Origin of the sequence: Hymenobacter miniatus, from assembly GCF_016427455.1 — a bacterium.
In the GTDB taxonomy this organism is placed as follows: Bacteria; Bacteroidota; Bacteroidia; order Cytophagales; family Hymenobacteraceae; genus Hymenobacter; species Hymenobacter armeniacus.
Genome location: NZ_JAELXR010000003.1, coordinates 113,921 through 132,977 on the forward strand (window position 1 = coordinate 113,921; position 19,057 = coordinate 132,977).

At 66.5% G+C, this 19,057-nt stretch carries 15 protein-coding genes; 7 read left to right on the top strand and 8 right to left on the bottom strand.

The features are described 5' to 3' along the window. Window positions 1-19: 19 nt before the first annotated feature. A complete protein-coding gene (locus tag JAO73_RS05745) occupies window positions 20-1,411 on the bottom strand; it encodes a chloride channel protein (protein ID WP_198976187.1) in 1,392 nt (463 codons plus the stop codon). 273 nt (window positions 1,412-1,684) lie between these two features. Between JAO73_RS05745 and JAO73_RS05750 the strand changes: the two genes are divergently transcribed. Both JAO73_RS05750 and JAO73_RS05755 read left to right on the top strand, forming a co-directional pair. Beyond that, the gene (locus tag JAO73_RS05750) at window positions 1,685-2,467 is read left to right on the top strand and encodes a rhamnogalacturonan acetylesterase (RefSeq protein ID WP_198976188.1); all 783 of its coding nucleotides are present in this window, start codon (window positions 1,685-1,687) and stop codon (window positions 2,465-2,467) included. Window positions 2,468-2,578: 111 nt separating this feature from the next. Next, entirely contained in the window at window positions 2,579-3,025 is a 447-nt protein-coding gene (locus JAO73_RS05755) for a hypothetical protein (protein WP_198976189.1), read from the top strand. A gap of 9 nt (window positions 3,026-3,034) precedes the next feature. Here JAO73_RS05755 and JAO73_RS05760 read toward each other — a convergent pair whose 3' ends face one another. Continuing rightward, window positions 3,035-3,511, bottom strand: coding sequence for a carboxypeptidase-like regulatory domain-containing protein (locus JAO73_RS05760; RefSeq protein ID WP_198976190.1), 477 nt, complete (start codon window positions 3,509-3,511; stop codon window positions 3,035-3,037). A gap of 210 nt (window positions 3,512-3,721) precedes the next feature. Here JAO73_RS05760 and JAO73_RS05765 point away from each other — a divergent pair, with 210 nt between their 5' ends. Next, window positions 3,722-5,302 (top strand): pectate lyase, encoded by a 1,581-nt coding sequence (locus tag JAO73_RS05765; protein WP_198976191.1) that lies wholly within the window; start codon window positions 3,722-3,724, stop codon window positions 5,300-5,302. On the opposite strand, the gene JAO73_RS05770 is transcribed toward JAO73_RS05765, so the two are convergent. Next, entirely contained in the window at window positions 5,299-5,667 is a 369-nt protein-coding gene (locus JAO73_RS05770) for a glyoxalase superfamily protein (protein WP_198976192.1), read from the bottom strand. The genes JAO73_RS05765 and JAO73_RS05770 overlap by 4 nt on opposite strands. A 144-nt stretch (window positions 5,668-5,811) precedes the next feature. Here JAO73_RS05770 and JAO73_RS05775 point away from each other — a divergent pair, with 144 nt between their 5' ends. Beyond that, complete coding sequence (locus JAO73_RS05775) at window positions 5,812-7,302, top strand: amidase (protein WP_198976193.1); 1,491 nt, start codon at window positions 5,812-5,814, stop codon at window positions 7,300-7,302. An 18-nt stretch (window positions 7,303-7,320) separates the two neighbouring features. Here JAO73_RS05775 and JAO73_RS05780 read toward each other — a convergent pair whose 3' ends face one another. From JAO73_RS05780 to JAO73_RS05800, 5 genes are all read right to left on the bottom strand, one after another. After that, window positions 7,321-7,818: a DUF421 domain-containing protein gene (locus JAO73_RS05780; RefSeq protein ID WP_198976194.1), complete on the bottom strand. Its 498-nt coding sequence runs from the start codon at window positions 7,816-7,818 to the stop codon at window positions 7,321-7,323. After that, entirely contained in the window at window positions 7,802-8,359 is a 558-nt protein-coding gene (locus tag JAO73_RS05785; protein ID WP_198976195.1) for an inorganic diphosphatase, read from the bottom strand. The genes JAO73_RS05780 and JAO73_RS05785 overlap by 17 nt, the downstream gene beginning before the upstream one ends. A gap of 143 nt (window positions 8,360-8,502) precedes the next feature. Continuing rightward, entirely contained in the window at window positions 8,503-11,328 is a 2,826-nt protein-coding gene (locus JAO73_RS05790; RefSeq protein ID WP_198976196.1) for a M36 family metallopeptidase, read from the bottom strand. A 43-nt stretch (window positions 11,329-11,371) separates the two neighbouring features. Then, a complete protein-coding gene (locus JAO73_RS05795; RefSeq protein ID WP_198976197.1) occupies window positions 11,372-14,131 on the bottom strand; it encodes an NIDO-like domain-containing protein in 2,760 nt (919 codons plus the stop codon). A 264-nt stretch (window positions 14,132-14,395) separates the two neighbouring features. Then, complete coding sequence (locus JAO73_RS05800) at window positions 14,396-15,199, bottom strand: S1/P1 nuclease (protein ID WP_198976198.1); 804 nt, start codon at window positions 15,197-15,199, stop codon at window positions 14,396-14,398. Window positions 15,200-15,397: 198 nt separating this feature from the next. Here JAO73_RS05800 and JAO73_RS05805 point away from each other — a divergent pair, with 198 nt between their 5' ends. From JAO73_RS05805 to JAO73_RS05815, 3 genes are all read left to right on the top strand, one after another. Then, window positions 15,398-15,820 (top strand): hypothetical protein, encoded by a 423-nt coding sequence (locus tag JAO73_RS05805; protein ID WP_198976199.1) that lies wholly within the window; start codon window positions 15,398-15,400, stop codon window positions 15,818-15,820. A gap of 39 nt (window positions 15,821-15,859) precedes the next feature. Further along, a complete protein-coding gene (locus JAO73_RS05810) occupies window positions 15,860-16,837 on the top strand; it encodes a glycoside hydrolase family 43 protein (protein ID WP_198976200.1) in 978 nt (325 codons plus the stop codon). A gap of 78 nt (window positions 16,838-16,915) precedes the next feature. Further along, window positions 16,916-19,048, top strand: a complete 2,133-nt coding sequence (locus tag JAO73_RS05815; protein WP_198976201.1) for a matrixin family metalloprotease — start codon at window positions 16,916-16,918, stop codon at window positions 19,046-19,048. The last annotated feature ends 9 nt before the right edge of the window (window positions 19,049-19,057 follow it).

Here is a 19,057-nt window from a genome sequence, read left to right on the forward strand (position 1 = left end):
GGCAGTCGGCCCGGAGCGGCTAGGGGCGGGAAGCTACGGCGGGCGCTGGGGACTCCTGGCTCAGCGTTTCGCGGATGAAGCTCTGGCGCAGGTGTTCGTAGAGGGAATGCGGGTCGACGAGCGCGGCCACGGCCTGGGCCAGCATGGCTCCAATCAGCAGCTGGAAGATGGCGGAGTGTCGGTCCGTCATTTCCAGTACCAGAATGGCGGCCGTGAACGGCGAGCGCACCACCCCCGTGAGGAAGCCCACCATGCTCACCAGAATGAGCAGGTTGCGGTCGGCCACGGCCACCTGTGCCAATTGCGCAATGCCGTCGCCGAGCAGGGCGCCCGCGCTCAGGGAGGTGGCAAACACGCCGCCGGCCCCGCCGCTGCTGTAGCTCAGGGCCATGCCCGCAAACCGCACCGGAAACAGGTAAGCGGCCGCGTGCCCGTCGTTCTGAAACAATAGCCGGTTGATGATGGGCTTGCCCGTGCCCACGCCGTCGGGACCCACCAGGTAGGCCAGCCCGCCCAGCAGCAGGCCGCAGCCCAGCACCCAGCCGGCCTGCGCCTGCGGCGTGGCAAAGCGCTTGCGGTAGGCGTTGAGCCAGAGCAGCGTTTTGGCGAAGTAGGCCCCCGCCAGCCCGCAGGCTACCGCCGCCGCCATCACCAGGGCCTGGTACCAACCGGCGGGCGAAGTGATTTTGGGAAAGCCGAGGTAGAGGTAGGAACCCAGAAACTGCTGGGCCGTGAGCCCGGCAATGATGACGGCGCTGAACACGGCCAGTCGGAAGCGCGACAAATGAATTTGGGTGAGCTCTTCTATCACGAACACAATACCACCCAGCGGCGTGTTGAACGCTGCCGCCAGGCCGGCCGCGCCGCCCGTCACGAGCGCAATCTGGCGCGAAAGCTGCGGCCAGCCCGCTGGCTGCAAGCGGTTGATGGCGCGGAAAATAGCCGCCGAAACCTGAATGGTGGGCCCTTCGCGTCCGATGACCCCGCCGCCGAGCAGTAGTACCACGCTGCTGAGCACCTTCACGCCGGCTACTCGTAGGCTGAGTAGATAGGCCGTATGCCGGTGCTGCGAAGGGTTCGACAGCTCGATGCCGGCCATTACTTGCGGAATGCCGCTGCCCCGCGCCGCCGGCGCAAAGCGTTTTACCAGCCCCCACGACGCCAGAAATGCCAGCGGCGTGAGCCCGAAGGCCAGCAGCGGCTCGCGGCGCAGCCAGCCGAAGCTCACTTCCTCGGCCCAGGCAAACAGCTTTTCGTAGCCCACGGCTCCGAGCCCCGTAAGCAGGGACGCAATCCAGAAAGGCACGCTCTGCAAAATGCGCCGGCGCACCCGCGCCGTGTACAGCGGCTGCACCAAAACGCGGTCAAACCAAGCCAGCACGCGGGCGTAGCGGGAAGAAGAATCGGGCATAAGGAATGGAAAAGAGCAAGCAGCGAACAGCCGAGCCGCCGCTGTTTTTTCTTTTTAACTGCTGCGGGTGTGGGCGCCAAATGGTGACCCAACGCTTCGCCGATGGGTCGATGGCCTCATTGCTACACAGAAGTGCGAGGTTGAGGAGAATAAAGTCCTCCTTACGCAGCCGCAGTAGCAATGGCTGCCTGCCCGGGCTTAGCGCCAAGGTGCGGTAAGTGCCGAAATTTTGCCGCAACTTCCGGCCGCCCAACTGCTAACTTATTTTGCGTTATGGTCAACCGTTTGTTTGCTGGTGCCGCGGTGCTGGCGCTGTGCCTGCTGAGTGCCTTTGCGCCGGCGCCCGGCAAGATTACCGTCTACCTCATCGGCGACTCCACCATGTCGGTGAAAGAAGTGAAGAATTACCCCGAAACCGGCTGGGGCATGCCCTTCGCTACTTTTTTCGACGAAACCGTGACGGTGGACAACCGTGCCCAAAACGGCCGCAGCACCAAAAGCTTCCTGGCCGAAAACCGCTGGCAGCCCGTGGCCAGCGGTTTGAAAGAAGGCGACTACGTGTTCATCCAGTTTGGGCACAACGACGAGGTGCCCACCAAGAAATCATACACCCCCGAAGCCGATTTCAAGGCCAACCTAGTGCGTTTTGTGGCCGAAACGCGGGCCCGGAAAGCCCAGCCGGTGCTCATCACGCCGGTGGCGCGGCGCAAGTTCGACGCCGCGGGCCAGGTGGAGGGCACGCACACTGTGTACTCCGAAATTGTGCGGGCCACGGCCCGCGAGCAGCAGGTGCCCCTCATCGACCTCGACCGCGAAAGCCAGGCCTTGCTGCAGCAGTTTGGCGTGGAGAACTCGCGCCTGCTCTTCAACCAGCTGCTGCCCGGCGAGCACCCCAACTACCCCGACGGCAAAGAGGACAACACTCACTTCAACGAGCTGGGGGCCCGCAAAATGGCCCAACTCGTGCTGGCCGACATCCGGGCCCTGCGGCTGGAGTTGGCGGGGCGCATTGTGCAGCGCGCGGCGGCGAAAAACGTGGACCCGCAGGCGCGCTAGCCGGCGGCGGAGCGCTGCCCATCGCGCAGTGGGAGGCACCATTCTTATTTTGGGGGCCGAGGCGTATCTTCCAGTGTTCGGGTTCCGCTTTTGCCCAACGCTCCATGTGCCATGCTGCCTCCTGACGCCACATTGCCCGCGCTCGATTATTTGCAGTACCAATTCCGGTCCGATTTGCAGGTGCTGGTGGGGCGGTGGCTGCGCCAGCCCACCGAGGCGGAGCTGCACGCCGGCTACCACCGCTTGCTAGACGTGGCCGAAGCCGTGGGCGCCCGCCTCTGGCTGATAGATACCCGCCGTCGCGACCACGCCAGCCAGCAAAGCACCCCCTGGATGATGGAACACTTTCTGCCCCTGCTGCCGCCGCGGCTAGGCGGCCCCGTGCACTTGGCTTATCTATTTATGCCCACGCACCTGCACGAGCTCGAACACGATGCCGCCGTGCCGCCGCTCACGTACTTCGACGGTCGCCCATACCACGTGGGGCGGTTCACGGAAGAGCAGGCCGCCATGGGGTGGCTGGCGGCGTGCCAAGCGCAGCAGGCACATCTGCAGTAAGCGCGGCGCTTATTTGAGGTTGGTGCTGCGGTGGTTGAGGCGCATCACCTGGCCCGCTTTTTTGCCGTGCTTGCGGAAGCGGGCATCGGGAGCAGGCGCCAGCACCAGGCGCGGCAGGGTGCAGTCGTCGAGGGCCACGTGCTGCAGGGTGTAGCCGGCAGCTTCCACGTCCAGTATCTGGCCCTCATACACGGGGTCGGAGAGCTGGAAACGGCCCAGCGCATCGGTCACGTAGGTTTGGTGCGTGCCCTTGATGAGCAGGGTAGCGCCCACCAGGGGCTGGCCGTTGGGGTCGAACACCTGGCCGGTGATGGGCGCACACATCAGGCGGGCCGGGCGGGCGGCACTGCGGTCGGGCCGGTTCGAAAGGGCAATGCGCTCGGGAGCGTTGCCCGCGGCCGACGGCCGGGAATCGGCGCTTTGCGCAAGTGCCGGCCGCACGCCGCACACCGTAATAACCGCCCAGGCGAGGAGAAAAAGGCGCATAGAAAACGGAATGGGTGGAAAGGAAGGAAACAAAACGCCGCGTGAGCAAAGCCAACGCATGGCTCTAACACGCAACACACTACGCCGGGGTTGCCCCCGGGCACACCGAAACCGGCCCGGGCCCGCGGCGCAGGTGTATGCGGCCGCAACAGGCCGGGTTCACGGCGCGTTCACCACGACGGTATTAAGTTGCTGATTCATCGGGAAGCCATGCTGAATGTAGTCAACCTGTTTTTTGCTCGCCGGCCGTCGCGGCAGGCGGTATTTCTGCTGAGCGGCGCCCTGCTGGCGGCCGGCCCCGGGCGGGCCCAAGGTTTGGTGGCCTTTCCGGGAGCCGAAGGGGCGGGCCGCTTCACCACCGGCGGGCGAGGCACGGCTGCCGTGCCCACCACTGTGCTGGAAGTTACGAATCTTTTGGACGACGGCCAACCCGGCAGCCTGCGCTACGCCGTGCAGCTGAGTACGGCCAAGGCCCCGGCGCGCACCATCGTGTTTCGGGTATCGGGCACCATTCACCTGGTTTCGCCGCTCACCATCAGCAAGCCCAACACCACCCTGGCCGGCCAAACCGCGCCCGGCGACGGCATTTGCCTGGCCGACTACCCTGTGTCGGTGAAGGCCAACAACGTCATCGTGCGCTTTCTGCGGTTTCGGATGGGCGACAAAAACCAGAACCAGGGCTTTGTGGACGGCGCGGGGGGCGACGACGCCTTCGGCGGCACCCGCAACAGCCGCCTGATGGTGGACCATTGCTCGATGAGCTGGAGCACCGACGAGGCCCTGAGCGTGTACGAAGGCGACAGCACCACCCTGCAGTGGAACCTCATTGCCGAGCCGCTGAACTACTCTTACCACTACGAAAAGGGCGACACCGACTTCGAGCGCCACGGCTTCGGGGGCATCTGGGGCGGGCAGCATTCGTCGTTTCACCACAACTTGTTTGCCCACTGCAAAAACCGGACGCCGCGCTTCAACGGCAGCCGCTACACCCACCCGGCGGGCTTCGAGAACTGCGATTTCAGCAACAACGTCATCTACAATTGGGGCGAAAACAACGTGTACGCCGGCGAGGGCGGCAACTACAACATCGTGGGCAATTACTACAAGCCCGGCCCGAACACCAGCCCCCGCACCAAGGCCCAATTGCTGAATCCTTACAAGATTGATAAGGAGAAGGGCCGCCTGCCCTACGGCAAGTTTTACCTAGCCGGCAACTACGTGGACGGGGCCCCGGCCGTGACGGCCCACAACTGGCGCGGCGTGGTGATGAACGGCGGCACCGCCGCCGACACCGTGCAGGCCAAAGTCGAAACGCCGTTTGCGGTGGGCGGCAAGGTTGCCGTGCAGTCGGCCGGAGCGGCCTACGAGGCCGTACTGCGCGGCGCCGGCGCCGTTCGGCCCACCCGCGATACCCTCGACCAGCGCATTGTGCGCGAGGTGCGCACCCGCACCGGCACCGTCATCGACGTGCAGGGGCACTACCCGCACGGCACGCCCTACAGCGTGAGCCAGCGCGCCTGGCCCGTGCTCAAAACCGCCCCCGCGCCCGCCGACACCGACCACGACGGCATGCCCGACGCCTGGGAAAAAGCCCACGGCCTCAACCCCAACAACCCCGCCGACCGGGCCCAGCGCGCGCCCAACGGCTACCCCCAACTGGAAAACTACCTCAACAGCCTCGCGCTAGCCGTGGCCGCGCCCGCTGCCAAGCCGGCGCTGCCCAAACTTGCCGCGCCCCAAACGATAAAACCTGCCCCGAAGGTGACGCAGTCTGGCGGTGCGAAGCGTTAGATAGCGCGCAGGCCGGGGGCTTCGCAGAACACGATTCGGTTGCCGAAGGGGTCGAGCACTTCCATCTCCATCACCCGCTCGCTCCAGGCGGCGGGCTGCAGCGTGGGCGGCGTGTAGGCGTTGTTTTTGTCGAGCAGCTGGTTGTGGTAGGCCAGCAGGCCCCACGTAAGGGCCCGCACCCGGGCGCCGGGGCAGCTGTCGTCGGGGTTGGTGCTGAGGTGAATGACGACGTCGCCGCGCGACACCTGTGCGTAGGAATAGGGCTTCACGGGCTGTTGCTCCCAATCGACGCGAAAGCCCAGCCAGCCGACATAGAATTCGAGGGCTGCGGCGTAGTCCAAAATCCGAAAAACGGGCGTGAGCATGCCGCAGGAGGGAAGGAAGCGGGAGGGGCGAGTCGAAATATAAAAACTAAATATAACCTGTTATAAGTTAAACCCTATTTTACTGTAACTGTTTTGGGGCCAAGGGGCGGGCCGGTATGGCCGGCGAGCGGCTACATTTAGCGCATGATATCTTCTGCCGAATATGACCGCCTCGACGGCCTGGCCATGGCCGCGCTGGTGCGCAGCGGCCAGCTCACGGCTACCGAGCTGTGCGCCGCCGCCATTGCCCGCGCCGAGGCCGTGAATCCGCGCCTCAACGCCGTGGTGCATCCGCTCTACGAGCCCGCGCGGCAGCGGGCAGCGGCCGGGCTGCCGGCCGGGCCGTTTGGCGGCGTGCCGTTTCTGCTGAAGGATTTTGGGGCCCAGTACGCCGGGGCGCCGCACACCTCGGGCAGCCGGGCCCTGCGCGGCTTCACGCCCACCGAAGACGCCGAACTGGTGCGCCGCTGGCAGGCGGCCGGCCTCAACATGCTGGGCAAAACCAACACGCCCGAGTTTGCCCTCATGGGCGTGACCGAGCCCCAGCTCTACGGCCCCGCCCGCAACCCCTGGCACCTGGGGCACACGCCCGGCGGCAGCAGCGGCGGGGCGGCGGCGGCAGTGGCGGCGGGCGTGGTGCCGGTGGCCGGCGCCGGCGATGGCGGCGGGTCTATTCGGATTCCGGCGGCGTGCTGCGGGCTATTTGGGCTGAAACCCAGCCGGGGCCGCGTGCCCACCGGGCCGGAGCAAGGCGAAAAGTGGCAGGGCGCCGCCGTGGAGCACGTGCTCAGCCGCTCGGTGCGCGACAGCGCGGCCCTGCTCGACGCCACGCAGGGGCCCGACGCCGGCGCCCCGTACTTTCTGCCCGCGCCCGCCAGGCCTTATCTGGAAGAGTTGCGCCGCGAGCCCGGCCGCCTGCGCATCGCCTTCAGCCTGGGCCACCCGCTGGGCCGTGCTGTGCACCCGGAGTGCGCCACGGCCGTGCGCGAAGCCGCCCACCTGCTCGAAAGCCTGGGCCACGAGGTGGCCGAAGTGCCGCTGCCCTTCGACGGCCGGGCCGTGGCATCGGCGTTTCTGATGCTGTATTTCGGCGAAACCGGAGCCAGCATTGCGGCCCTGGCCAAGCACCTGGGCCGCCCCGCCCGGCCCGCCGACGTGGAGCCCACCACCTGGCTGTTGGGCTTGCTGGGCCGCACCTACACCGCCGCCGATTTTGCCGCCGCCCGCCACACCTGGAACGACAGCGCCCGCCGCATGGGCCGCTTCCATCAGACCTACGACCTGCTGCTGACGCCCACGCTGGCCACGCCGCCCGTCCGCATCGGCGAGCTGCAGCCCAAACCCGCTGAGCAAAAGCTCCTGCAGCTGGTGAACACCTTTGGGCTGGGCGGCCTCATCCGCCGCTCGGGCCTGGTGGAGAAGCTGGCCGAACAAAGCCTCGAAAAAACGCCCTATACCCAGGTGGCCAACCTCACGGGCCAGCCCGCCATGTCGGTGCCCCTGCACTGGACGGCCGAGGGGCTGCCCTGCGGCGTGCAGTTTATTGCCCCACTGGGTGCCGAAGATGTGCTGTTTCGGCTGGCCGGGCAGTTGGAGCAGGCCCGGCCGTGGTTTGAGAAGCGGCCGTCACTCTAGAAACGCGTATTTGCGTTTCTACTTCTTCACCACGCTGATGCTGCCGTTGCGCTCCAGGCGCACGGCTTCGGTTTCGGCCAATGAGGCCACGTTGCCGCTGTCGCGGATGCCTTCCAGCAGGTCGTTGTGGGTGAGGTTGTGCTGGGTGAGGGCCTCGGTGCGGGGCTGGCCGTGCTCGGCCAGCAGCACGGCATCGCCCTTCACCATGCGGCTCACGGCCTCGCTGCGGAAGGAGGCCCAGGCCAGCAGCCGGTGCAGGCCCACCAGCACCAGCCCGGCCAGCAGCGTGCCCCCAAACGGCGACGCCGCCACCACGGCCCGGCTCAGCACCGCGCCGAGCATGATTTTGACCACCATGTCGAACGCCGTATTGCCGCCGAACGTGCGCTTGCCCGAGAGCCGCAGCAGCGCCAGCGCCGCAAAAAACACCAGCACCGCCCGCACCGTCATTTGCAGCGCCGTGATGGTGTGCGAGTCGGCCTCGGGGCCAAAAAGGGTGTCAACTAGTTCTTTCATGGGGCTTGGGCCGGGGCAGGGCGGCTTCGTCCAGCAGGGCCGTGGCGCGGGCCGCGCCCACGCGGCGCCGCACGGTTAGCTGCTGGCCCTTGACGGCGTTGTAGGAAATGAAGAAGTGCTCGATTTCGTGCAGCATTTCCGGGGCCAGGTCGGCTAGCTCGCGGATGCCTTTGTGCTCGCGAGCGTCGGCGGCCACGGCCAGCAGGCGGTCGTTGCGCACGGTTTGGCCGTTGGGCTCCTCCTGCTCCACCTCCAGCGCGCCAATAAGACGCGCTTCCACCACGCAGCCCGGAAACGCGGGCGCCGAGAGTATCAGCAGCACGTCGAGCGGGTCGCCGTCGGCGGCTTGGGTGGAGGGCACGAAGCCGAAATCGAAGGGAAAGCTGTGGCCCTCGGGCAGCACGCCCTTCAGCTTGAACGCCTGCAAATCGGGCTCGAACGCAAACTTGTTGCGGTCGCCTTTGGGCGTTTCTACCACCACGTGCACGCGGCTTCGGGAGTGGGGCACGTGGGCGGGCAATTCATGCAGTGGAGAAGCCATGGGAGAGGGGCGACTGGCGGCGCCAGAATTTCCCCTAGGACGACTACTGTTACGCAGATGTTGCTACGGCGCAGCTTGTCCCGTGCGAATAAAAAAAGGCCCGGCCATGTGGCCGGGCCTTTTTCAGGTCTCTGTGGTCGGGCTTAACGCTGCACGCTCACCTTGGTGCTGAAGGTGCCTTCGGTGGTGGTCACGCGCACCACGTAGATGCCCGTGGCCAGGGTGCCGGTGTTCAGCTCCACGCCGTTTTGCTGCAGCTGCGCGGCCGGCACCGATACGGTGCGCAGCACGGTCTTGCCAAGCAGGTCGAGCAGGGTGACCTGCACGGGGGCGGTGCTGGCAAGCTGCGCGCGCACCGTGAGCTGGTTATGGGCCGGGTTGGGGTAGGCTTCTAGGGCCGAGCTGACCACGGCGCCGTTCTTGCTGGCCAGGGCCAGGGCGCGCACGCCGGGGGGGAGGTTGAAGCCCTGCACAACGCCCGTCACTTTGGGTTGGCCGTTCACCCGGTCGCCCTGCCGGGCGTCGTAGCCCATGCCGCGGCGCGCAAACACGTTCCAAATCAGGTCAGCATTGGCGGCGCGGTTGGTCAGGGAGTCGGCGCGCAGCAGGGCGTCGCGGCCGTCGAGGAAGCCGGGGTTGCACACCTGCAGCTTGCAGCCATCCAGCACCAGTTTCAGGGCCTTGTTGTTGCCGCCGTTGGTGCTCAGAAAATCGGTCTCGTAGCCGTAGCGGTAGATGAACTGCCAGTTCAAATCCCACAGCACGGTGGCCCACACTTCGCCCACGTCGTGCGTTTCCTGGTACTTGCCCGTGCCCGTGCCCAGCTGGCCGTAGGTGTAGTTGTTGGCCGAAAAATTGGTGGTGTAGGGCTTGGCGCGGAAGCCGGGGCCCACGGCGTAGGGGTTGCCGTTGTCGTAGGTGGCCATATAGCGGTTGGTCGAGCCGATGTCGCCGGGGCGGGTGGTCATCCAGAGCGCGAAAAAGTCGCTCCAGCCTTCGCCCATGGTTTGGTTGCCGGTGGCCGAGTTGAGGCAGCTGGAGTTGGCCGGGCCGCCGGTGAGGCGGTTGCTGATGCCGTGGCCGAACTCGTGCGACACCACGCCGTTGTCGAACGAGCCGTCGAAATCCGGTCCCAGCGTGGCGTTCACGTTCAGCACGTTGCCGGCCTGCAGGGCCGCGCGCAGCCGGAAGCCGTCGGCCCCGCTGATGAAGATGGCCGGAATGCGAATGCCCACCGTGTCGGTGCCGCCGAAGTTGACCAGGTTGGTGGTGGTGCCCAGCGAGTCGAACACGATGACGGCGGTGGCGCCGTTGTCCTGCGCCCGCTTCACTTTGGGCGCAAAGGTGTTGTTGGCGCGCGGGTTGAGCGTGGTGAGCTGCGGGCAGCCGCCGCGCTGAATGAAGGCCACGTTGCCGGCCACGGCCGCCGCGTTCACGAAGGGCGACGCGCAGCCGTGGGCGCCGTTGTCGGCCGACACGCCGTCGTTCACCAGCACCAGCCGGCCCGCCACGGGCTTTTTGGTGAGGCGCGGGCCAAATGCCACCGTGGCAAAGCGGTAGCCGCCGTTGGCGCTGGCCGCGCCCGTCACCGTGAGGGTGTTGGCGCCGGTGTTGTCAAACAGGTACATCTGCATGCGGCCGGGGCTGCCGTCCACGGGCGTCGAGAAGTTGGCGTTGTTGCGGCCGCTGCCGTCCTGCGACTCGGCCCGCACGAAGTCGTTGCCGAGGCCCTGGCCGGTGATGTTTTTGTATTGAAAGTTGCCCGACACTTCGTTGAACCCCTTGCTCATCATCACGTCGTGGAGCATGTTGTTCCAGTAGAACAGGTTCGTGATGCCGGCGGCCAGGTTGCCGGGGTCGCGCGGCCCCAGGGCCTGGTTGAAGGGGAAGTCGAAGTCGCGGGTAGGCCCGCCGTCGGGGGAGTTGGTGGTCGACGACACGTTGCCGTTGCCCGACGTCAGGGTCACGTTGTCGTCGTAGGCGGCCACGTTGTTGCCGCGCGTCAGCTGCTTGCCGGTCGAGAGGAAGGAATAGGTATCGGCGAAAAACCCGCTCGGGGCGCGGCTGTCGCCCACCTGCCAGCCGTAGGGCGAATACAGCGGGTTGGCGGCGCTGAAGGGCACCACCACGCGGGGCGACAGGTCGGGGCTCTCAAACGGCACCGGAATCACGGTCAGGCTATTGGCCGCGCCGGTGGTGCCTTTGGCGCCTTTCATGGCCTGCGCCGTGGCGGGGGCCGTGGCCTGGGCGGTGGGCACAAACGCGCGGCGCTTCTGCGCCTCGGCCACGTGCTGGCGGAAGGTGGCCAGCTCGCTCACCACGTAGTCGTTGCGGTCGAGCAGGCGGCCGGTGTGGGCGTCTATGCGGGCGTTCCAGTGGTGCTGCTGGTCGAGCTGGGCAATGGTCACGTTCCACACCAGCACCAGCTTGTCGCCTTCGCGCAGGTACATCAGGCGCACCGGAATGTTTTCTTCCGAGATGCCGGCCTTGTTGAACACGATGCCGTCGGCGGCGCGGCCTTCCACCACGCGGGCCAGGCCCACCGGGCGGGGCAGCTCCAGCGCCTTGGCGGCGGCGGCCACGGCCTGTTCGGCCGAGAGGCCCGGCGTAGCCGAGGGAGCCGCGGCCGCGGCGTCGGCCAGAAATTCGTGGTTGAAGAACACCACCTTGCCGCTGCGGTCGGTGTGCACGGCCCCGTTGGCGTTGAACACCGTCAGGCCGTTCACCCGCTGCTGCAAGTAGGTGTGGGTGAGGCCCGTGCCGGCATCGAAGTAAGAGCTGGTCACGGTGGGGCTGGCCACGTCGGCCGCCGTGAGGTGGCTCTTGGGCTGCGCCTGGGCTTTGGCCGAGAACGAAGCCAGGGCCTGCGCCAGCGGCGTGGCCTCCTGCGCCAGGGCCAGCCCCGGCACGGCCAGGGCAATGGCCAGCGCCAGGGCACGGTAGCCCGAATTAGTAGGAATTGCGGTCATTAGAGTAGTGGGATGAGAAAAAAGAAAGGCTTGAAAACCAGAATTATTTAACAATGCTCAGCTGGCTGGTCAGGTGCTCGTCGCCGTTGCGCACCTGCAGGTAGTAGATGCCGGGCGCGAGGCCGCTCAGGTCGAGCTTGTTGGTGTAGTTGTCGCGGGCCGAACCCGTGTACACGCGCTGGCCCAGCGTATTGGTCACCTGCACGCCGAGGCCGGCGCCGGCGTTGGCCCCGTGAATTTCGAGGTCGAACAGGCCCGTGGCCGAGGGGTTGGGAAACACGCTCACGGCGCGCAGCAGCGCTTCCGAGCTGGCGCTGATGGCCGTGGCCGTCACCGCAATGTCGTCGATGTACAGGTTGCCTTGGTTGGCCGTGCTGTTCACGTGGAAGCCCACGTACTGCGTGCCCGCGCCCAGCGGCAGCAGGGCCACCACCGGCGTGGAAGTGCCGTTGGCCAGCGCGTAGTTGGTGTTGGTGATGGCCGCGTTGCTGAACAGCAGGTTGGTTTGAGCCGCTACGGTGGGCGCCGTGCCCGATTTCACTTCCAGGCTTTCGGTGTAGTCGGAGGGACTGTTGGCAATGCCCTCGCCGCGGTAGCGGAAGGCCACCTGGTAGCGCGAAGTGCCCAGCAGCGTGAGCGGCGGCGTAAAAAACCAGTCGTCGGCCGCCACGTTGTTCAGCACCAGGCCGCGGTAGCGCATGCTGTTGGTGCCGGAGTTGGGGTTCACGTTCGACACGGCCCAGGTGGTCGCGTCGTTGTTGGCGTTGAGCACCGTGATGCCGCAGGGCAGCGTCTGGCCGGGCAGCACCGTGTCGAAGTTCTGGGCGTAGGGGAAGGCCGATACCGCCGGGTTGGGGTTACAGAGCGTGGCAAAGCTCACCACCGGCGCAAAGCTGCTGGTGCCGCCCGCCGAGCAGACGCTGCGCACGTACACCTGGTACACCGTGGCCGGGTTCAGATTGGTGAGCGCAACGGGCGAGGCCGTGACGGGCAGCGAGGTGCCCCCGGCAACGGGGTTGAAGCCCGTGGGGCCGTACACCAGCTCATAGCTGGCTGCGCCCGTGGCCGGGGGCGTAAACGTAACCGTGGCCCCCGTGGCGCCGATGTTGCTCACCGCTACCGCCGTGGGCGCCGCGCAGTTGGGCACCGTGGTGCCAAACTCAATGGCAAACCGGGCCTTGGGCGTGGCCGTGGCAAAGTCGTTCCACACCGCGCCGTCGGTGGTGAAGTAGAAGGTGGCCGGGCGGATGGGATTTTCCACCTGGTAGGCAATGGCCATGTTGGTGGCGCTGGTTTCCTTCACCCCGATGAAGAAAGAAGCCGGCACCGCCACATTCGGCACGGGGATGGTCACGGCGCCGCCCGCCGACGTCCGGTTCTGCGTGGCCGAGGTGTAGAGCACCTGCCCGGGCAGCCCGCCCGCCGCCGTGGCGTCGTAAATCACCACCTGGTAGGGGGCCGTATTCACGGCCGTGCCGGTGGTGGGATTGAACGTCACCACCACGTCGCTCAGCACCGTGGCCGCCGGCAGCGTGTATTTCGACGCGAAAATGGCGTTGCCCGCGCCCACGCCCAGCGTGAGTGGCTGGGCCGGGTCGGTATAGGAAATGCGGTTGGTGGTCACCAGCTGGCCGTACGTGGCCGAGTTGTTGGCGGTGTTGCCGTCGGCTGGCAGCGTCACGGTCACGGCGTTGGTGCCGGGCACGAGGGTGGCGGGGTAGGCGGCAAACGTGACCGTGGCCGAAGCTCCCACCGCCAGCGAGGCAATGCGTTTGGTGTCGGTGAAGGTGTTGGCGCCCGTCACGTTCAGGGCCACGTCCAGGTTGGTTTGGGCCGTGAGGCCGGAGTTGGTAATCACGGCGCGCACGGCGTGGGGCAGGGCCCCGGGGCTGGCAATCTTGCCCAGCGTATAAATGGCCGCTACCCCGGCGTCGCTGTTGGGCGTGGGGGCAAAGCGGTAGGTGCGGCCGGCGTCGGGCAGCGCGGTCTGGCGAATGTTGTGGCCGTTGCCGGTGAGGCGGTCCAGGTAGGGGCCTGGGGCAAACACCGCCGTCGACCACAACCCAGTGGAGCCCTTGGTGGCCACCAGCGAGGCCGTGGGCGTGGCGCCCTTCAGCCCCACCGCGGCGTATTTGGGATTGTCGGTGCCCGTGCCGGCCGTGGCCGCGCCGTACACAAACTCCACCGTGTTGGTGGTTTCGTAGAGCTTTACTTGGAAGGAGAAGTTGGCGTATTGCGTGGTAATCACCGTGGCAATGCTGCCGGAGGTGGCCTGCGGCTTGTCGGCCACGTTTTTCCACTGAATGGTGCACACCCGGTTGGGCGCCGTGCCGGTGGTGGCCACGCGGTATTCGGTGCCGCCCGCCGTGCCGGCAAACAGGTCGAGGTTGAACGGCGCAATCAGGTTCACGTCGGCCGCGTTGGTGCCCGAGATGGGGCCCAGCTCCGGCGTTTGGGCATAGGTTGGAAACGCGGCGGCCGACGACGGCGCGGCGCTGCCCAGCCGCAGCAGGCCGTTGGTGTTTAGCACGAATTCGGTGAAGGCCGTGCCGTTGAACGTGAACATAAAGCCGATGGGCGTCGCGGCCGAGTTGGCGTCGTCGGTGTTGGCCGTGGCAATGGCCGTGCTGCCGGCCACGGCGCTGACGTCGGCATAGGTGCCGGCCACGTTGGCCGCCGTGGTCGCGGTGTAGTTGAGAGCCTGCGCCTGGGCAGCCAGCGCGGTGCCGCCGGCCAGCAACGCTACCAGCCCGGCTTTCTGTACGCCACGAACCCAGGTGGAGTGGGGGTAGGAATTGGTCATGAAAAAGAAAGAGATGAATGAATTGGGCCAGGCCCGGCTTCCTGCATTTGGAAACTGCCTTAAAAATACGCTGCTAAGACGGCAGTATTTTCATTAAAAATTCACAATCACTAAATATTGCACGAGCAATTGCCTCGATTATTGAAAAAATAGAAATCGGGCATTATTTAGGTTGCTGGCTCTTTGCCGGCTGAGCCCGGGCATGAAAAAGTCCCGCCTGCCGGAGCAGACGGGGCTTTTTGGCCCAGTGAAACAGGACGCGGCCTATTTGCCGAACACTTCGTTGAGCATGCCCGCCAGCCGGATGCCGGCTTTCAGAATCTGGTCTTCGACGGTGGGCCCGAAAGTGGGGTAGAAGTGCCAGTCGAACTTGGGGTTGGTGATGGCCGCGGCGTACACTGGTGTACACAGCTGGTACGACTCAAACAGCCAGGCTGTGGGGTCGTCTTGCTGCCACTGCTTCACCTGGGCGGAGGTAGCATGGTCGTAAGCCGAGGCCATTTCCGTGAACGTGAAGCCGGGGTATTCCACCAAGTCGCCGTCCCAGATGCTGTGCAGGTTGGTTTCGCGCCCGCGCCAGCTCACCGGAATGCCGTTGCCGCCCTTGTCTTCGAGGTGGCCCAGGTGCAGGGGCTGGTGCACGTCGCCCACCAAGTGAATGAGAAACTTGAGGGCAATGCGCTTTTCCTCGGTCGTCTTTTTGGGGTCTTTCAGGTCCTGGCGCATCTGCAGCAGGGCGGCGTAGGCGTTGGTGGGCAGAGCCGGCGCCGGGGCCACCGTGCCCTTGAGCTGGGCAGTGAAAGCGGCGTAGTCGAGGCCGGTGGGCACGTTCACGTAGTGCCACGGGGCCGTGTCCTTGAACTGCGGGTCGTTGCGCAGCTCATCGGCCCAGGTGCTCACCAAGGGCATGGTTTCGCGGCCCAGAATGCGGGCAATTTCGCGCTTGGCTGTGGTTGATAAGTGGTTTTCGGCAATGCGCGCCACGGCCCGGTGGCCCATTGCGCCCCAGGCCAACAGGCTAAAAGGAGCACAGCACAAGGCCAGTAGCACAACACATTTTTTGAACATGAGAAAAAGGGGAGGGAATAAGTGAAACAAGCCAGTAAAAAATGCCGACGGCAGCAAACAGCCTGCAAAGCTAGCGCCTCGCTGGCGCCGCGGGCTCGTTTCCGCGGCGGCGCCCGCCCAGCCCGTGCCTGGCCGCAACCCAAATCCTGTTCAGCAGTAAATTTGATGCCCTCAATTTGTCGCGCTTTCTCCCGCCCCATGCAACTGCAATCCATCGTCGACTTGCCGCAGCTCGCCATCGGCTACGACGCGGACAACGAATGGCTGTATGTGGACTGGAAGGGCGAGCACGACCCCGACACTTCGCAGGCCTGCTGCCTGCTCATGCTCGAAAGCCTGCGGGCCTGGCCCTGCTCCAAAATCCTCAACGACAACTCCAACATCATTCGCACCACCATGCAGCTGCGTGAGTGGAGCATGTGGTGGCTGGAGCAAATGCTGGAGGCGGGCCTGCAGCACCTGGCCTGGGTGCTGCCGCGCCACCTGATTTCTCGCGAGGGAACCGAAGCCGCGGTGCGCGTCATTGCCCGCCCGCACGTGGCCACGTTCGACGACGTGGCCTCAGCCTACGTATGGCTGCAGCAGCGGCCCCCTGTGCAGCCCTGCCCCCTCGGCAGCTAAATAAGAGGGGCGCGGTCCCGTGTTCTCCTCGCCCAGCCTATGTACACCAACCCCATCCTCGACGACAATTTTCCCGACCCCACCATCATTCGCGCCGCCGATGGCTGGTACTACGCCTACGGCACCCAAACCAAGCGGGCTGGCGTCATCATCAACCTGCAGGTGGCGCGGTCGTCGGATTTGGTGAACTGGGACTACCTCGGCGAAGGCCTGCCCGAAAAACCCGTGTGGGCCCGGCACAGCCAGAAAATCTGGGCGCCCCACGTGAGCGAGCACGGCGGCCGCTTCTACCTCTACTACTCGGCCCGGCCCGACGGCGCCGACTACCTCAGCCTGGCCGTGGCCGTGGCCGACCGCCCCGCCGGCCCGTTCCGCGACAGCGGCCAGCCCTTTCTGCCCGGCCCCGGCTTCACCTGCATCGACCCCATGGCCTTCGACGACCCCGCCACCGGTCAGCGGCTGTTGTACTGGGGTTCGGGCTTTGGCCCCATCTGGGTGCGCGAGCTGGCCGAGGACCGGCTCAGCTTCCTACCCGGCAGCGAGGCCCGCGCCGTGGTGTACCCCAGCGCGAGCGACGACCCCGCCGACTACCACCGCCTGGTGGAAGCGGCCTGGGTGCACTACCGCGACGGCTGGTACTACCTCTTCTTCTCGGGCGACAACTGCTGCGGGGCCAATGCCCACTACGCCGTGCTGGTGGCCCGCGCCCGCCACGCCACCGGCCCGTTCGAAACCTACGCCGAAGCCAGCGCCGACCCCCTCACCGCCTTGCTGGCCGCCAATGCCCACTGGCACGCCCCCGGCCACAACTGCGTGGTGACCGACGCCGCCGGCCACGACTGGCTGGCCTACCACGCCATCGACCCGCGCCAGCCCACCTTCGACGCCATCGACGACTCGGAGGGCTACTCGCGCCGCGTGCTGCTCCTCGACCGCCTCACCTATGCCGATGGCTGGCCCGTGGTGGCCGGCGGTTCGCCCTCGTGGCAGCCGCAGCCGGCGCCCGTGGGGCAGTAGTTGGCATCGTTCCGGGAGGGGCCTAAGTCGCTGGCGGCCGCTTTCTCGTATCTTGGGCTGCTCGATAATTCTTCGCTTATGCTGGTTTCGTTACCGTCTTTTCGTGGAGCCGGCCTGTGCTTGGCCCTGTTGCTGACTCTGGAGTGGATGGGCGTCGGTGCGGCCCGCGCCCAGGCGCCCGCCCCGGACCTGCACTGCCTCATGCTGCCCTTGGCGCCGGAGCAGCGCGCCCGGCAGTCGGAGCTAGTGGTGGAGGCGCAGGTACTCGACGCCCAGGGCTTTTGGAATGCTGAGCACACGCGGCTGTTCACGCGCCACCGGCTGCGGGTGTTTTCGCTGCTCAAAGGCCAGGCGGCCGACACCGCCGGCCTAGTCCTTATCACCGAAGGCGGCCGCCTGGGGCTCGACCAGCAGGTGCTCACCAATACCCTGCGCCTGACGCCCGGCCAGCAGGGCATTCTGTTTTTGCAGCGGGCCCCGTGGGCCGGCCTGGGCGTGGCGGGCCGCGCCTTCACGCCCTACGGCAGCGAACAAGGCTTCATCGCCTTCAATCCCGAGGAGCAAACCGCGGCCGAGCCTTTCCGCAACTATCCGGCGCTGGACGCGGCTTTCTTCGCCGAAATGACGCGCTACACCGGGCAGAAGCGCTTGGTGCTGCAGGCCCGCCCGGCTGCGGCGCCCCGGCCAGTCCCCGCCCGGCGCACCACCGCCGCCACCATTGCCAGCTTCTCGCCCCTGAGCCTGCCGGCCGGGGCGGGGGCCGTGCTCAGCATTGTGGGCGACGGCTTCGGCAACAGCCGCGGCACGGGCTTCGTGGAGTTCCGCAACGCCGACGACGGCGGCGCCACCCGCGTGAAAGCCCGCGACGCCGACTACGTGAGCTGGAGCAATACCCTCATTCAGGTGAAAGTGCCTTCGGCCGCCAATGGGGGCTCGCCCGTGAGCAACGGCCACCCGGCGGGTTCCGGCACCATCCGCGTCACCACTTCCGACCAGTCGAGCGCGGAAAGCACGCGCACGCTCACCGTCATCTACGCCCTCAGCAACGTGGAAAGCACCGACGGCACCCTATTGCAGCGCCCCAACCACGTGATTTTGAATGCCCGCGGCGGCATCAGCTTTCGTTTCGGGCCCAATTTTGTGGCCAATGCCACGGCCTCGGCCGCCTGGCAGCGGGCACTGGCTACCTGGCGCTGCCAGACCGGCATGAACTGGGACGTAGACGCCCCCGCCACTGCCAATACCGTGGCCGAAGACGGCCAGAACGTGGTGGCCTTCGATGCCGGCGCCGAGCTGCCCACTTCGGTGCTGGGCCGCACCTCCAGCTACTACCGCGGCTGCTACGCCCCCAGCGGCGAGGTGGTGTTTTGGGTGAAGGAAATTGACATGCAGTTCGACGACGGCGCCAACTTTCAGTTTGGGCCGGCCCCGCCCATCGGCACCTTGCGCCAAATCGACTTTGAGTCGGTGGCCGTGCACGAGCTGGGCCACGCCCACCAGCTCAACCACCTCAACCTGCCCGGCGCCATCATGCACTACGCCGTGTCGTTCGGGCAATTGTCGCGCAGCCTTAATCCGGCGAGCGACGTGGCCGGCGGGCGCCAGGTGTTGCGCGTGCGCAGCTTCCGGCCCTTGGGCTGTGGCGGGCCGGCGCTGCTGCCCGCGCCGCTCACTGGCTTTGCGGCCCAATACGCCGCCGGCACGGGCGTCACCCTGACGTGGGCCACCCGCGACGAATGCTTCCTCAGCGGCTTTGTGGTGGAGCGCAGCACCTCCGGCGACACCACCGCCTGGGAGCGGCTGGGCACCGTGGCCAACCGCGCGCCCGGCGGCCCCTACCAGTTTGTGGATGCCAGCGTGCCCAGCGGCTTGCTCTACTACCGGCTGCGCCTGCAGCGGCCCGATGGCACGCTCGACAACGCGCCTGCCATTTTGCTCAGTACCGACGGCGCCAACGCCAGCGTTTCGGTTTTTCCCAACCCCGTGACCGGCGACCAGTTGCGCGTGCAATACCCCGCTGCCGCCGATGGAGTCGTGACGTTCCGCGTGTTCGACCGGGTGGGCCGGCGCGTGCGCACCTCGGTACTCGGCCTGTCGGCGGGCCTCAACGTGGTGCCGCTCACCGTTTCGGGTCTGGCGCCGGGGCTCTACGTGCTGCTTTGGCAAGACGCGCAAGGCAAAACCGGCACCAGTAAATTCGTGCGCTACTGATGCTGCCGC